Below are 12,482 nucleotides of genomic sequence, written 5' to 3'. Positions count from 1 at the left end.
GCTCGATTTGCCGGCCGGGTATCGGCACTCGACGGACAATCCGCTTTTACGAGTCCCTGGTCCCGAGTCCCGAGTCCCGACTCAAAACGTCCTACATTGCCGCCAACGCACCGGCTCGTTGCGGTCGGGGCGCGGATTGAGCTGGATGCGCGCGGTGCGCAGCGAGGGATAGCGTTCCACTTCCTTGCAGATCCGCGGCCAGACCTGCGCGTCGTCGCCGCTTCGGTCGATCACCAGCGTCATCTGGGTCTGCCAGATGCCGCGGATCACGCCGGGCGTCCTGGCCAGCGTCTTGGACACCGATTGCCTGTCGGCAGCTTCGGTAACGGCGTCGGGTGCTGCGCTGGCCGGTTCGGCCGCGTCCACCGGCGCGGCTGCCGGCGCTGTCGCAGCGGCGGGCGGGGTGTTTGGCGTGGGCGGCGTTGCCGCCGGCTTGAGTGGGACGGGAGCGGCGAGCTGCGTGGCGGACGCGGCATCGGCGCTGCGTTGCTGCAGCGCCAGCCCACCCAGTCCCACCAGCAGGCCCAGGGTCAGCGCGGCCAGTGCGGCGATCGCGGTATGCCGCTGCGCGCGGCGGCGGCTGGCGCCGATCACCCCGTCCTCCAGTTCGCTCGGCAGGTAGCGCTTGAGCATCGGCCAGATGCGGCGGCCGTCGAGGATTTCCACCGACTGTTTCTCGGCCGCGGCGATGCCGTCGCGCTGCACCTTGCCCTCGGTGACCAGGATGCCGCCCTGCGCCCCCATCAGCCGCGCCGCGGCGGCCAGTTCGTTGACCGCGGCCGATCCGATCCGGTAGGCGCGGCCGTGCTTGCACGACAGCAGCCAGCGCGCGTCGCCGCGGGTCATCACGAAATCGCTCTGCGGTTCCTGGGGGTTGTCCTTGTCGGCCACCGCGTCGTGCAGGTCGCGTTGCTCGCGCATCGCGCGCCGCACCATGCACGAAAAATCGCGCCAATGCAGTCCGGCCAGGGCATTCAGCCCGGCGCTGGTTTCGTTCTCGCGGCGCCGGACCACCCACAGGTAGAGCGTGGCAGCGAGCCATGCGCCCACTGCCAAGACCGTTGCCACTATCCAGGAAAACATGCTCGTACCCGCGTAACGCTATTCGATGACGCCAGTTTATCGCCAGCGTGTCATAGCGCCGGCAAGGCGACAGCGGGGAACGGCTGACAGAAGAAGACCCGCCAGTCCGAAGCCGCGAGGGGAGGGGAGCAAACGGTCTTCAGAGGGACTGGCGGGTCCGTCCCAATTTTCGGAAAAAAACTGCTGCTTTGCAACAAAGCCTTATTCAGCCGGCGTCTGCGCCGTGGCGCGCTTGCGGCTGGCGCGTTTCGGTGCGGGCGTGGCGCTGGCCACGACCGGACCGGCACGGCGTCGCGCCGGCGCTGCCTGCCTGGTCGGGCGGGATTTGGGCGTGGCGGTCTTTGCCGTCTTCCTGGCTGCCGGCGCCTTGGCCGGTGCCTGGCGTGCGCGGCGGCCGCCGCCCAGGTTGCGCAGTTCGGCATTCAACGCATCTACGCGATCGACCAGCGTGCCGAGGTCTTCGCGGCTGGGCACTTCCAGCCTGCGCAATGCGCGTTGCACCCGGTCCTCGAACACCTTCTCCAGGCGGTCCCAGGTATCGGCGGCGCGTTCGCGCGCCTGGCCGACCCGGTTCTCCACCACATCGCGCACCGCATCGACGCCGCCGCCGGCCAGCTTGCGCGTGCTCTGCTCCAGGGTCAGGCCTTCCTTGACCAGGGTTTCGAACAGCTTGCCGCCTTCGGCCTGGGCGCGGCCGAACGCGCCGACCCCGGCCAACCACACCTGCTGCGCCGATTCGCCCAGGCGCCTGGACAGCTTTTCCGCCTGCGCCTGCAGGCCCTCGTCGGCGGCGGCAGTCTTCTTCTTGCGTGCGGATTTCTTCAGAGTGGCCATGACGATGCGGTTCCTTTGGCGGTTGGGTGGCTGGATGCGAGACTTACGGCGTTGGTTAGAGCAATCACACCAGCGCCGGCGCCTCAGTCGGTGGCGAGCGGCGGTGTGCGCCGCGTGCGGCGGCTGGCGCGGCGCCGGGCGATGACCTGATCGACGTCGTCGAGCGCGCGGCGCAGGCGCGCAGTGGCTTCGGTGGTGCGCCCTTGCTGCACGTCCACGCCGTCGGTGAAGGTGCGCTGGCGATCGTTGAGGATGTCGTGGCGCAGCGCGATGCCGTGCGCGGCCAGCATCGGTTCCAGCACCTCGGCGTTGCGGCGCAGGTCGGCCAGGGTGTTGCGGTAGGCCAGCTGGCAGACGCGGTGGCGTGCGGAATAGCTGAACAGATTGGTGAAGAACAGTTCGCTGTTGTCGGCATTGGGCTCGAACACCAGTTGGTCCACCCGCGGGTATTGCTGTGCGTACTTCTCCAGCCCGACCTGCATGCGCGATTGCAGCAGGGTGCGGAAGGTCTGCGACAGCACTGCCGGCAGGCCGCCGCTGAGCAGCCGCGCGCGGTCGATCTGGCCGTTGCGGCGTGGCGCGTGGGTGGCGTCGTAGGGCACCAGCGGATTGATCCCGATCATCAGGTCGATGCCGCGCTCCAGCAGGGTGGAGGCGTGCATCGTGCGCCGCAGCGCGCCGTCGACGTAGTGGCGGCCGTCGATCTCCACCGGCGGATAAAGCCCCGGCAGCGCGGCGCTGGCCTGCACCGCCAGCGAGATCGGCACCTGGTCCATGCCCGGTTCGCCGAAACGCACGGTGCGGCCGCTGTCCAGGTCCACCGCGACCACGAACAGATCGGTGTCCAGCGCGCGAAAATCGTTGCTGCGGCCGCGCCGGCTGAACACGTCCTGCATGAAGCGCTCGACCCCGGCGTTGTCGAACAGCCCGCTGGGCACCAGCCCGCCGAAGCGAGTGATCAGGTCCGACCAGCGGGTCTTGCGCGGCTCGGTCAGCAGATCGTGCCACCAGCCGTAGGCGAGCTTGGGCAGGGTTGCGGCGCGGCGCAGGTATTCGTAGACGTTGGGGCGCAGGAAATCCTCGGGCCGGAAGCGCGCATCGTCGCTGTTGCCGGTGACGAAGATCCGGCAGATCTCGGCGCTGCTGATGCGATTGGCCAGGCCGGCGGTCAGGAACGCGCCGGAACTGACCCCGACGTAGCAGTCCAGCCGCGTCAGGTCGAGTCCGTCCAGGGCCTCGTCCAGCGCGCGCAGCGCGCCAAGTCCGTACATGCCGCCGATCGGGCCGCCGCCTGCGATGGCCAGGCCGATACGGCCGTGGGAACGGGGGCGTGGCGAGGCGCTGTGGAGGGAAAGCATGCGCGGTCCGCGAAGGGCGTTGGCCGCAGTGTAGCCGAGCGGCATGATGCTTGCGGTCACGCCCGGCGACCAGCATCATCGGCGCCCATGGCGCGCAGCAATCCCGTCCTGGAGCGACTCGGCCGCCGTCTGGCGTGGCATCAGGCTGTGCACGATCCGGCGCGCGAGCCGCGCAACGCGCTGCGCTGGCTGCAGGAACTGCGGCGCTGGCAGACGCAGCGGCTGGAGCGCAGCTTCGAGCACTTCCTGGAGGACCCGCAGCGGCGCCCGGCGGCGATGTTCTTCCTGACCGACGTCTATGGCGACCGCGATTTCAGCCGGCGCGACGCCGACATCGTCAAGGTGCTGCCGATGATGCAGCGGCTGATGCCGGCCACGCTGCTGGACACGGTCGCCGACGGCATCGAACTGGGCGCGCTGACTCACGCACTGGACCTGCGCATGGCCGAGGCGCTGCAGGCGCTGGCGCCGCGCCGCAAGCGCCTGGACGACGACTTGTACGCGCAGGCCTACCGGCACACCGGCCTGCGCCGCCTGCGCCTGCATCAGATCGACCTGATCGCCAGCGTCGGCCTGGGCCTGGCCACCGCGGTGCACACCCCGGGCGTACGCATGCTGCTGCGCTTCGCCCGCGGCCCGGCCAAGGCGGCGGGGCTGTCGGAGCTGCAGGGGTTCCTGGAACGCGGTTTCGACGCGTTCTCCAAGCTCGGCGACGCCGAAGGTTTCATCGGCGATATCGAGACCACGGAGCGCGAGGTCTCGCGGCGTTTGTTCGCCGGACACCCGCAGCCGTTCGCTTTCGACTGAGCGGCGCGCCTTCTCCCGTCGGGACCATGGCCCCCTTTGCGGGGAAGGCGGCCCGCAGCGCCGGATCAGGGGACGGGCGCAACCTCGCGCCCCCAAACTCCGCCAGACGCTGCGCGCCGGACCCTCACCCCAACCTCTCTCCTGGCCCTGATTAGCGCTGTGTCTCAGCTGGTGATGCTGCCTTGGTTTAGAAATGCAGGTTCTTCAGTGAGATACGGCGATGACGCTCAATCGGATCCAGTTCCAAAAGGGGCTTTCGATTCCGGCTTTTCTGAGCCGCTACGGCTCCGAGGCGCAATGTGTCGAGGCCTTGGTTCAGGCCAGGTGGCCCAATGGCTTCGTGTGTCCGCAGTGCGGACACACGCATGCCAGTGGCTTTGAGCGGGGACGCCAGCACCTGTGGCAGTGCGCGCGCTGCCGGGTACAGACCAGCTTGACCGCCGGCACGCCCATGGCAGACACCAAGCTTCCCTTGCGGGTGTGGTGGCTGGCCATCTATCTGGTGAGCCAAGCCAAGAACGGAATTGCTGCGCTGGAACTGGCTCGGCAACTGGGCGTGTGCTATCGCACTGCATGGCGGATCAAGCACAAAGTGATGTCGGCGATGGCCGATCGTGAGCAGTCACGCCGGCTCGACGGAGAGGTCCAGATCGATGATGCCTATCTGGGCGGCGAACGCGCCGGTGGTCCAGGCCAACCGCAGTGGCGCAATAAAGTGCCGTTTATTGCAGCGGTTTCCCTGCATCAAGGGCGCCCGCGCTATCTCCGCCTGGATGTGGTCTCCAGCTTCCGAAGAAGCGTCGTGCACACGTGGGCTCAGCAGGCACTGGCACCGGGCACCCATGTCGTCAGTGATGGGCTGACAGCGTTCACCGGTGTGGGCTGGGCAGGCCTGACCCACGATGCCATCGTGACCGGAAGCGGCCGCAAAGGCGTCCAGCAGCCTCGTCTGCGTTGGGTCAATACGATCCTGGGCAATCTCAAAACGGCGCTTAGCGGCACCCACCATGCGGTGGACTTCCCCAAATACGGCGCGCGCTACCTGCATGCGCATGCCTACCGCTTCAATCGCCGCTTCAACCTGGCCGCCATGGTGCCGCGCCTGGCCAGTGCCCTGGCCGGCGCGGGAAGGCTCACAGAGCAGCAACTGCGTACGACAGCTGAGACACAGCGCTAATCAGGTCTCCTGGCGGGAGAAGCGCTTTTACTGCTCAGCTCAGCTTTTCGGCCAGCACGCGGCGGATCTCGCTTTCCACCGTCCCCTTCAGCGCCGACAACAGAAAGCCCAGCTCGGCGGTGACGTGCACCTGCTTGGGCAGCAGTTCGATACGCCCGTCCACGCCGGAGCGCGAGAACAGCAGCGCATCGCCGTCCCAGCGCGATTCCAGATCGAAACGTTCCGATAGCTTCTTGGCGGCGTCTTCGATCGCCTTGCGTGCCTGTGCGGGGGTCTTGCCGTGGTCGTGGCGGATGTCGATGCTGGACATGCTGGCTCCTGTGCGGGCATGCGGCCCATGGAAAAGATCAGGCATTGTGCGTATGCGCGCAGTGTTGTCCAGGCGCGGCACGCTTCTTCAAGCGCGGGCAACCTGCTAGGCTCCCCGCCGTGCCTGACCTGCAAGTCCATTTCAGCAACCGCCAGCAACCCGACCGACCCTTGCGCGCGGGCGTGCACCGCATCGTGCGGCAGGCGTCCGGGCAGGTGCGCGTGGTCGACGACACCCAGGGCGCGCTGCTGCTGGCGCAGTTCTGCCTGGACCGGCGCGGACTATGGCTGCAGGTGGCCAACGGCGCCCGCGGCATCCACGTGAATGGCCGTCCGGTGCGGCGCATGGCGTTGTTGCGCGCCGGCGACGCGGTCTATGCCGATGGCGTGGAAATGGTGGTGCAGGGCGCGTGCGAGCCGCTGCAGCGCCTGCCCGATGCGGCCGAAGGCGAGGGCGACGATCCGCGGCTGGTGCTGCGCGGGGTCGGCGGCCAGCACCATGGCCGCAGCTATACCCTGGACCGGGTGCGCAGCATCGGCCGCCTGCGCGACTGCGACATCTGCATCGACGATCCGGCCTTCGCCGAACGCCATGCGCGCCTGGAACGGCATGGCGAACGCGTGCTGCTGCGCGGGCTCGGCGATGCGCAGACCCAGGTCAACGGCCATGCGGTACGCGATTGCTGGCTGCAGCCGGGCGACCAACTGGTGTTCGACACGCAGCACCGCTTCGTGCTGGAGGTACCGCAGGTGGTCGCCGGCGAGCCGCTGAAGCACGATCCGGCCAGCGTGGCGCCGGCCGCCGCGGCGGAACCCGCAGCGCGCCCGGCCACCGCCTTGCGCTGGCCGTGGCTGCTGCTCAGCGCCTTGCTGCTGGCCGCCGCGCTCAGCGGGCTGCTGTGGTTCGGCGCGCGCTGAGCGCCCGCCAGCCGCGCCAGCCCAGCAGCAGCGCCAGGATCGCCGCGTACAGCAGCGGTTCGCGGATGTCCGATTTCACCAGCCACCAGAAGTGCAGCACCGCCAGCACGCCGATCGCGTAGATCGCCTTGTGCAGCTTGCCCCAGTTGCGCTTGAGCCGGCGCATCCAGCCCTGGGTGGAAGTGATCGCCAGCGGGATCAGCAGCAGCCAGGCGATGAAGCCGACGGTGATGTAGGGACGCTTGATGATGTCCTCGAAGATCTGCGCCCAGTAGCCGCGCAGATCCAGACCCAGATACACGCCCAGGTGCACGCAGGCGTAGAAGAACGCGTACAGCCCGAGCATGCGCCGGAACCGCAGCAGCACCGATTGCCCGCTCAGCTGCCGCAGCGGCGTGATCGCCAGCGTCAGCAACAACAGGCGCAACGCCCACAGCCCGGTGCGGTGCTCGATCTCGGCGACCGGATCGGCACCGAGCGCATCGCTGCCGCTCTGCCACACCTGCCAGAACTGCCAGCCCAGGTAAGCCAACGGCGCCAGCGCCAGCACATGGACCATGCCCTTGGCCGCGATCAAACCACAGGGCCCGGACTTCACCGCCATGTGGCGACTGCCCCGACCAAGCAACGCGCCCGCCCAACGCCGAAACCGCCGGCTTTTTCCGGGTCCCGAGTCCCGGGCCCCGAGTCCCGATCATTCAATACCATTTCTTGAGATCCATCCCCGCATACATCCCGGCCACCTGCTCGGCATAGCCGTTGAACGGGCGGGTCGGGATGCGTTCGGCGAACAGCTTGCTGGCCTTGCCGGCGATGCGGCGCTCGGTCTTCTGGCTCCAGCGCGGATGGTCCACCGCCGGATTGACGTTGGAGAAAAAGCCGTACTCCGACGCCTGCAATTCGTGCCAGGCGGTTTCCGGCATGCGCTCGACGAAGCGGATCTCGACGATCGACTTGATGCTCTTGAAGCCGTATTTCCACGGCACCACCAGTCGCAGCGGCGCGCCGTTCTGCTGCGGCAGCGGCTTGCCGTACAGGCCGGTGGCGAGCAGGGTCAGCGGGTTCATCGCCTCGTCGATGCGCAGGCCTTCCTTGTACGGCCAGTCGATCGAGCGGTAGCGGATGCCGGGCATCTGCTGCGGATCGGCCAGCGTGGTGAAGGCCACGTACTTGGCCTTGGAGGTCGGGCCGAAGCGCTTGAGCACCGCGGCCAGCGGCACCCCCAGCCACGGGATCACCATCGACCAACCCTCCACGCAGCGCAGCCGGTAGATGCGCTCCTCCGGGCTGCTGCCCTTGAGCAGGTCGTCCAGCGCCAGGGTGCCGGGCTTTTCGCATTCGCCGGACACCTTCACCGACCACGGCGCGGTGCGCAGGGTCTTGGCCGCCTTCGACGGGTCGGTCTTGTCGGTGCCGAATTCGTAGAAGTTGTTGTAGCTGGTGACGTCCTCGTAGCGGGTCAGCTCCTCGCTGGTGCGAAAGCCGCTGCGCGCCTGTTCCGGGGTCACCGCGGTCTTCGGCGGGGCCGGCGGCTCGGCGTCGGCGCAGCCGACCAGACCGACCGCCGGCGCCAGCGCCAGGGCCTGCAGCAGCCGCCGCCGATCGCGGTAGAGCGCCTCGTCGGTGATCTCGCGGCTGGGGATGTTGAGCACATCGCGCAATGACATGGCTGACTCCTGGAGGGGCGGACGACCGCCGACGACTTCAGCACAGACTACGCGTGGGCGGGGTCAATGGATGCAAATGCAACCTAAATTGTCCGGGCCGCAAGCTGCTGCGCTGCGGCATACTAGGCGTCTTGTCCGATAGGTGCCCCATGACACGCGCGTTCAATTTCAGTGCCGGCCCCGCTGCATTGCCGGAATCGGTCCTGCGCCAGGCGCAGGCGGAGATGTTGGAGTGGAACGGCGCGGGCGCCTCGATCGTGGAGCTGAGCCACCGCGGCGCCGAGTTCATGGCGGTGGCGGCCGAGGCCGAGGCCGACCTGCGGCGCCTGATCGGCATCTCCGACGACTACGCGGTGCTGTTCCTGTCCGGCGGCGCCACCACCCAGCAGGCGCTGCTGGCGCTGAACTTCGCCGCGCCCGGGCAGACCGTGGACTACGTGGTGACCGGGCATTGGGGCAAGACTGCGATCAAGCAGGTCACTCCCTACGCCAACGTGCACGTCGCCGCCAGCAGCGAGGCCGGCGGCTTCCATGACATCCCGCCGCGCGCCAGCTGGCAGCTCAGCGCCGATGCCGCCTATGTGCACATCACCGCCAACGAGACCATCCACGGCGTCGAATTCCGCGACGCGCCGGACGTGGGCGCGGTGCCGCTGTTCGCCGACTTCAGCTCCAGCATCGCCGCCGAGCCGATCGACGTGTCCAGGTACGCGGTGATCTACGCCGGCGCGCAGAAGAACCTGGGGCCGGTCGGGGTGGCGGTGGTCATCATCCGCAAGGACCTGTTGCAGCGCAGTGGCCAGCCGCGCGCCGACATCTTCGACTACCGCTCGCACGTCGCGCGCGATTCGATGCTCAATACGCCGCCGACCTGGAACTGGTATCTGGCCGGGCTGGTGTTCAAGTGGATGCTGGCCGAGGGCGGGGTGGAAGAGTTCGCGCGCCGCAACCAGGCCAAGTCGGCGCTGGTGTACGCGGCGATCGACGGCTCCGGCGGCTTCTACCGCAACGACGTGGTGGCGGACGCGCGCTCGCGGATGAACATCCCGTTCTTCCTGCCGGACGACACCCTCACCGCGCGCTTCGTCGCCGAGTCCAAGGCGGCCGGATTGCTGGCGCTGAAGGGCCACAAGGCGGTCGGTGGCATCCGCGCCTCGCTGTACAACGCGATGCCGGTGGCCGGCGCGCAGGCGCTGGTGGCTTTCATGCGCGACTTCCAGCAACGCAACGGCTGAGCCATCCCCTGTAGGAGCGGCTTCAGCCGCGACCGGATCGCCCAGCAGGCGCTCCGGAACATCGAGGAACCACGATCCATGGCCGCAAAGCCGAACAAATCCCGAACCGCACACGCCGAATCGAGCAAGCCGGCCAAGCTGAGCAAGCCTGGCAAGCCGACATCGACCGCCATCGCCACGCCCGCCGCCACGGCGCCGGCGCTGGCCGACGTGCGCGCCAAGATCGACGAAATCGACCGCACCATCCAGGCGCTGATCGCCGAGCGCGCGCAGTTCGCGCACCAGGTCGGCAAGGCCAAGGGCAAGCTCGCCGCGGCGGTGGACTATTACCGTCCCGAGCGCGAGGCGCAGGTGCTGCGCATGGTGGTGGACCGCAACCAGGGGCCGCTCAGCGACGAGGTGCTGGTGCATGTGTTCCGCGAGATCATGTCCGCGTGCCTGGCGCAGCAGGAGCCGCTGAAGATCGGCTATCTCGGCCCGGAAGGCACCTTCAGCCAGCAGGCGGTGCTCAAGCATTTCGGCCGCTCGGCAGTGGGCCTGCCGATGGCGACGATCGAGGAAGTGTTCCAGGAAGTGGAGAATGGCAACGCGGATTTCGGCGTGGTGCCAGTGGAGAATTCCGGGCAGGGCACGATCCAGGTCACCCTGGACATGTTCCTGACCTCGAACCTGAAGATCTGCGGCGAGACCGAGCTGCGCGTGCACCAGTACCTGCTGTCGCGCAATGGCCGGCTGGATGCGATCGAGCGTATCTATGCGCATCCGCAGTCGTTCGCGCAGACCGCGGGCTGGCTGCGCGCGCACCTGCCGAAGGTGGAGAAGATCCCGGTGTCGAGCAATGCCGAGGGTGCGCGGCGCGCGCGCAATGCGGAGGATGCGGCGGCGATCGGCGGGGAGAGTGCGGCGCATGTGTATGCGCTGAAGAAGGTGATCATGAAGTCGATCGAGGACGACGACGACAATACGACGCGCTTTCTGGTGATCGGCCGGCAGATCTTTCCGCCGTCGGGGCACGATCGGACGTCGGTACTGGTGTTCATCCACGACAAGCCGGGTGCGCTGTTCGATGTGCTGAGTCCGTTCGCGCGGCATGGGATCAGCATGAACCGGATCGAGTCGCGGCCTTCGCATCAGGCGAAGTGGGAGTATGGGTTCTTCATCGATCTGGCCGGGCATGTGGAGGATGAGTCGATGAAGCAGGCGCTGGCGGAGTTGAAGGCGCATTCGGCGCAGATCAAGGTGTTGGGGTCTTATCCGGTGGCGGTGCCTTGATCTTGCCGATGCACTTGCGAGAGTTGGTGTAACAGCAACAGCAACAGCAGAGGCAAGAGCTTTCGCGCGTTGCGCGACTTACTTTGATCGGCCTGCGGCCGCTGAGGAGCGCTTCTTTGAACGGCCAAAGAAAAGTAAGCAAAAGAAAGGCCGCCCCAGTCGGGTCGCCCCGCGCTGCGCGCTGGGTCCGCGAGCAACCTGGGATTTTTCGATGGCACATCCATGTGCCAGCGAAAAACGACGCCCATCCTGCGCGCCGCCCCTGCGGGGTTTTTCCCGGGCCGCTCGCCGACCCTCAATGGGGACCCCTGAAGAGCAAACGCAACAGCAACTGCAAATGCAAATGCAAATGCAAATGCAAGATCAACAGCGGCGGCAAGATCAACAGCAACAGCGGGTCCGCGGGACGGGTCGCTGGCAATCTCAGGAATAGTGATGAGCAACGAGCAGTACTGGATCGCGACGAAGGGCTCTGCTTTGCAGGGGACGTTGAATGTGCCGGGCGACAAGTCGGTCTCGCATCGGGCGGTGATGTTCGCGGCGCTGGCCGATGGCGTGTCGCGCATCGATGGGTTCCTCGAAGGCGAGGACACGCGGTCGACCGCGGCGATCTTCGCCAAGCTCGGGGTCAGGATCGAGACGCCGTCGCCGTCGCAGCGGATCGTGCACGGGGTCGGTGTCGATGGGCTGCAGGCGCCGCAGGGCGAGCTGGATTGCGGCAATGCCGGGACCGGCATGCGGCTGCTGGCCGGCTTGTTGGCGGCACAGGCGTTCGATAGCGTGCTGGTCGGCGATGCGTCGCTGTCCAAGCGGCCGATGCGCCGCGTGACCGAGCCGCTGGCGCTGATGGGCGCGCGTATCGACACCGACGCCAATGGCGTGCCGCCGCTGCGTATCCATGGCGGGCAGCCGCTGCACGGCATCGACTTCGCCTCGCCGGTGGCCAGTGCCCAGGTCAAGTCGGCGGTGCTGTTGGCCGGGCTGTATGCCGATGGCGTCACTTCGGTGCAGGAGGCGCATCCGACCCGCGACTACACCGAGCGCATGCTGTCCGCGTTCGGCGTGGAGATCGCGTTCGAACCCGGCCGGGCGCGCCTGCGCGGCGGCCAGCGGCTGCGCGCCACCGATATCGCGGTGCCGGCCGATTTCTCCTCGGCGGCGTTCTTCATCGTCGCCGCCAGCATCGTTCCCGGCTCGGACATCACCCTCGAGGCGGTCGGCCTCAATCCGCGCCGCACCGGCCTGCTTGCCGCGCTGCGGCTGATGGGCGCGGACATCGTCGAGCACAATCACAGCGAACACGGCGGCGAGCCGGTGGCCGACTTGCGCGTGCGCTACGCGCCGCTGCGCGGGGCGCAGATCCCGGAAGACGTGGTGCCGGATATGATCGACGAGTTCCCGGCGCTGTTTGTCGCCGCCGCCGCGGCGCGGGGCCAGACCGTGGTCAGCGGCGCGGCCGAGCTGCGGGTCAAGGAATCCGACCGCCTGGCCGCGATGGCCACCGGTCTGCGTAGCCTGGGCATCGTGGTCGACGAGACGCCCGACGGCGCCACGATCCATGGCGGCCTGCTGGGTGGCGGGGTGATCGAAAGCCATGGCGACCACCGCATCGCGATGGCGTTCGCGATTGCCGGCCAACTGGCCGATGGCCAGGTGCGGATCAACGATGTGGCCAACGTGGCGACCTCGTTCCCAGGCTTCGACACGCTGGCGCGCACTGCCGGATTCGGCCTGGCCGCCATTGGTTAAGGCGAGTCGCGGCCGGCAGCACGCGGCCGCTTCAACCACCGATCACCACCGCACGGTGGTGAATCCAAGGTAG

General features: G+C 67.9%; 13 protein-coding genes. 6 read left to right on the top strand and 7 right to left on the bottom strand.

Annotated elements, in window-relative coordinates:
- Positions 1 to 81: 81 nt before the first annotated feature.
- The 3 genes from KHF85_RS11065 to KHF85_RS11055 form a co-directional block, all read right to left on the bottom strand.
- The gene (locus KHF85_RS11065; protein WP_284566725.1) at positions 82 to 1,083 is read right to left on the bottom strand and encodes a restriction endonuclease; all 1,002 of its coding nucleotides are present in this window, start codon (positions 1,081 to 1,083) and stop codon (positions 82 to 84) included.
- Positions 1,084 to 1,284: 201 nt separating this feature from the next.
- Positions 1,285 to 1,917 carry a phasin family protein gene (locus tag KHF85_RS11060; RefSeq protein ID WP_284566724.1) on the bottom strand — a complete coding sequence of 211 codons (633 nt, stop codon included), beginning with the start codon at positions 1,915 to 1,917 and terminating at the stop codon, positions 1,285 to 1,287.
- An 83-nt stretch (positions 1,918 to 2,000) separates the two neighbouring features.
- Complete coding sequence (locus KHF85_RS11055) at positions 2,001 to 3,275, bottom strand: patatin-like phospholipase family protein (protein WP_284566723.1); 1,275 nt, start codon at positions 3,273 to 3,275, stop codon at positions 2,001 to 2,003.
- A gap of 87 nt (positions 3,276 to 3,362) precedes the next feature.
- Here KHF85_RS11055 and KHF85_RS11050 point away from each other — a divergent pair, with 87 nt between their 5' ends.
- Both KHF85_RS11050 and KHF85_RS11045 read left to right on the top strand, forming a co-directional pair.
- Positions 3,363 to 4,082: an FFLEELY motif protein gene (locus KHF85_RS11050; protein ID WP_284566722.1), complete on the top strand. Its 720-nt coding sequence runs from the start codon at positions 3,363 to 3,365 to the stop codon at positions 4,080 to 4,082.
- 220 nt (positions 4,083 to 4,302) lie between these two features.
- Entirely contained in the window at positions 4,303 to 5,259 is a 957-nt protein-coding gene (locus tag KHF85_RS11045; protein ID WP_284566649.1) for an IS1595 family transposase, read from the top strand.
- 34 nt (positions 5,260 to 5,293) lie between these two features.
- On the opposite strand, the gene KHF85_RS11040 is transcribed toward KHF85_RS11045, so the two are convergent.
- Positions 5,294 to 5,569 carry a polyhydroxyalkanoic acid system family protein gene (locus KHF85_RS11040; RefSeq protein ID WP_284566721.1) on the bottom strand — a complete coding sequence of 92 codons (276 nt, stop codon included), beginning with the start codon at positions 5,567 to 5,569 and terminating at the stop codon, positions 5,294 to 5,296.
- A gap of 119 nt (positions 5,570 to 5,688) precedes the next feature.
- On the opposite strand from KHF85_RS11040, the gene KHF85_RS11035 reads away from it, so the two are divergent.
- Entirely contained in the window at positions 5,689 to 6,486 is a 798-nt protein-coding gene (locus KHF85_RS11035; protein ID WP_284566720.1) for an FHA domain-containing protein, read from the top strand.
- On the opposite strand, the gene msrQ is transcribed toward KHF85_RS11035, so the two are convergent.
- Both msrQ and msrP read right to left on the bottom strand, forming a co-directional pair.
- Positions 6,455 to 7,090 carry a protein-methionine-sulfoxide reductase heme-binding subunit MsrQ gene (msrQ, locus tag KHF85_RS11030; RefSeq protein ID WP_284566719.1) on the bottom strand — a complete coding sequence of 212 codons (636 nt, stop codon included), beginning with the start codon at positions 7,088 to 7,090 and terminating at the stop codon, positions 6,455 to 6,457. The two genes, KHF85_RS11035 and msrQ, sit on opposite strands and share 32 nt — an antisense overlap.
- Before the next feature lie 94 nt (positions 7,091 to 7,184).
- On the bottom strand, positions 7,185 to 8,153 hold the full coding sequence (gene msrP, locus KHF85_RS11025; protein ID WP_284566718.1) for a protein-methionine-sulfoxide reductase catalytic subunit MsrP: 969 nt from the start codon (positions 8,151 to 8,153) through the stop codon (positions 7,185 to 7,187).
- Positions 8,154 to 8,302: 149 nt separating this feature from the next.
- Between msrP and serC the strand changes: the two genes are divergently transcribed.
- Both serC and pheA read left to right on the top strand, forming a co-directional pair.
- The gene (gene serC, locus KHF85_RS11020; protein WP_284566717.1) at positions 8,303 to 9,388 is read left to right on the top strand and encodes a 3-phosphoserine/phosphohydroxythreonine transaminase; all 1,086 of its coding nucleotides are present in this window, start codon (positions 8,303 to 8,305) and stop codon (positions 9,386 to 9,388) included.
- A 78-nt stretch (positions 9,389 to 9,466) separates the two neighbouring features.
- Entirely contained in the window at positions 9,467 to 10,660 is a 1,194-nt protein-coding gene (pheA, locus tag KHF85_RS11015) for a prephenate dehydratase (RefSeq protein ID WP_284566716.1), read from the top strand.
- Here pheA and KHF85_RS11010 read toward each other — a convergent pair.
- Positions 10,639 to 11,226 (bottom strand): hypothetical protein, encoded by a 588-nt coding sequence (locus KHF85_RS11010; RefSeq protein WP_284569614.1) that lies wholly within the window; start codon positions 11,224 to 11,226, stop codon positions 10,639 to 10,641. The two genes, pheA and KHF85_RS11010, sit on opposite strands and share 22 nt — an antisense overlap.
- Between KHF85_RS11010 and aroA the strand changes: the two genes are divergently transcribed.
- Complete coding sequence (gene aroA / locus KHF85_RS11005; protein WP_284569528.1) at positions 11,156 to 12,409, top strand: 3-phosphoshikimate 1-carboxyvinyltransferase; 1,254 nt, start codon at positions 11,156 to 11,158, stop codon at positions 12,407 to 12,409. The two genes, KHF85_RS11010 and aroA, sit on opposite strands and share 71 nt — an antisense overlap.
- The last annotated feature ends 73 nt before the right edge of the window (positions 12,410 to 12,482 follow it).

The organism is Xanthomonas graminis pv. graminis, assembly GCF_030168915.1.
GTDB classification, from domain to species: domain Bacteria; phylum Pseudomonadota; class Gammaproteobacteria; order Xanthomonadales; family Xanthomonadaceae; genus Xanthomonas_A; species Xanthomonas_A translucens.
This window is presented reverse-complemented; position numbering and strand designations above follow the sequence as displayed.

What these genes read in the sequence shown, in the direction of transcription:
- KHF85_RS11040 (WP_284566721.1), bottom strand. Translation starts at nt 5,569, where the DNA reads ATGTCCAGCATCGACATCCGCCACGACCACGGCAAGACCCCCGCACAG.
- msrP (WP_284566718.1), bottom strand. Translation starts at nt 8,153, where the DNA reads ATGTCATTGCGCGATGTGCTCAACATCCCCAGCCGCGAGATCACCGAC.
- KHF85_RS11055 (WP_284566723.1), bottom strand. Translation starts at nt 3,275, where the DNA reads ATGCTTTCCCTCCACAGCGCCTCGCCACGCCCCCGTTCCCACGGCCGT.
- KHF85_RS11050 (WP_284566722.1), top strand. Translation starts at nt 3,363, where the DNA reads ATGGCGCGCAGCAATCCCGTCCTGGAGCGACTCGGCCGCCGTCTGGCG.
- KHF85_RS11060 (WP_284566724.1), bottom strand. Translation starts at nt 1,917, where the DNA reads ATGGCCACTCTGAAGAAATCCGCACGCAAGAAGAAGACTGCCGCCGCC.
- KHF85_RS11045 (WP_284566649.1), top strand. Translation starts at nt 4,303, where the DNA reads ATGACGCTCAATCGGATCCAGTTCCAAAAGGGGCTTTCGATTCCGGCT.
- msrQ (WP_284566719.1), bottom strand. Translation starts at nt 7,090, where the DNA reads ATGGCGGTGAAGTCCGGGCCCTGTGGTTTGATCGCGGCCAAGGGCATG.
- pheA (WP_284566716.1), top strand. Translation starts at nt 9,467, where the DNA reads ATGGCCGCAAAGCCGAACAAATCCCGAACCGCACACGCCGAATCGAGC.
- KHF85_RS11010 (WP_284569614.1), bottom strand. Translation starts at nt 11,226, where the DNA reads ATGCGCGACACGCCATCGGCCAGCGCCGCGAACATCACCGCCCGATGC.
- KHF85_RS11065 (WP_284566725.1), bottom strand. Translation starts at nt 1,083, where the DNA reads ATGTTTTCCTGGATAGTGGCAACGGTCTTGGCAGTGGGCGCATGGCTC.
- serC (WP_284566717.1), top strand. Translation starts at nt 8,303, where the DNA reads ATGACACGCGCGTTCAATTTCAGTGCCGGCCCCGCTGCATTGCCGGAA.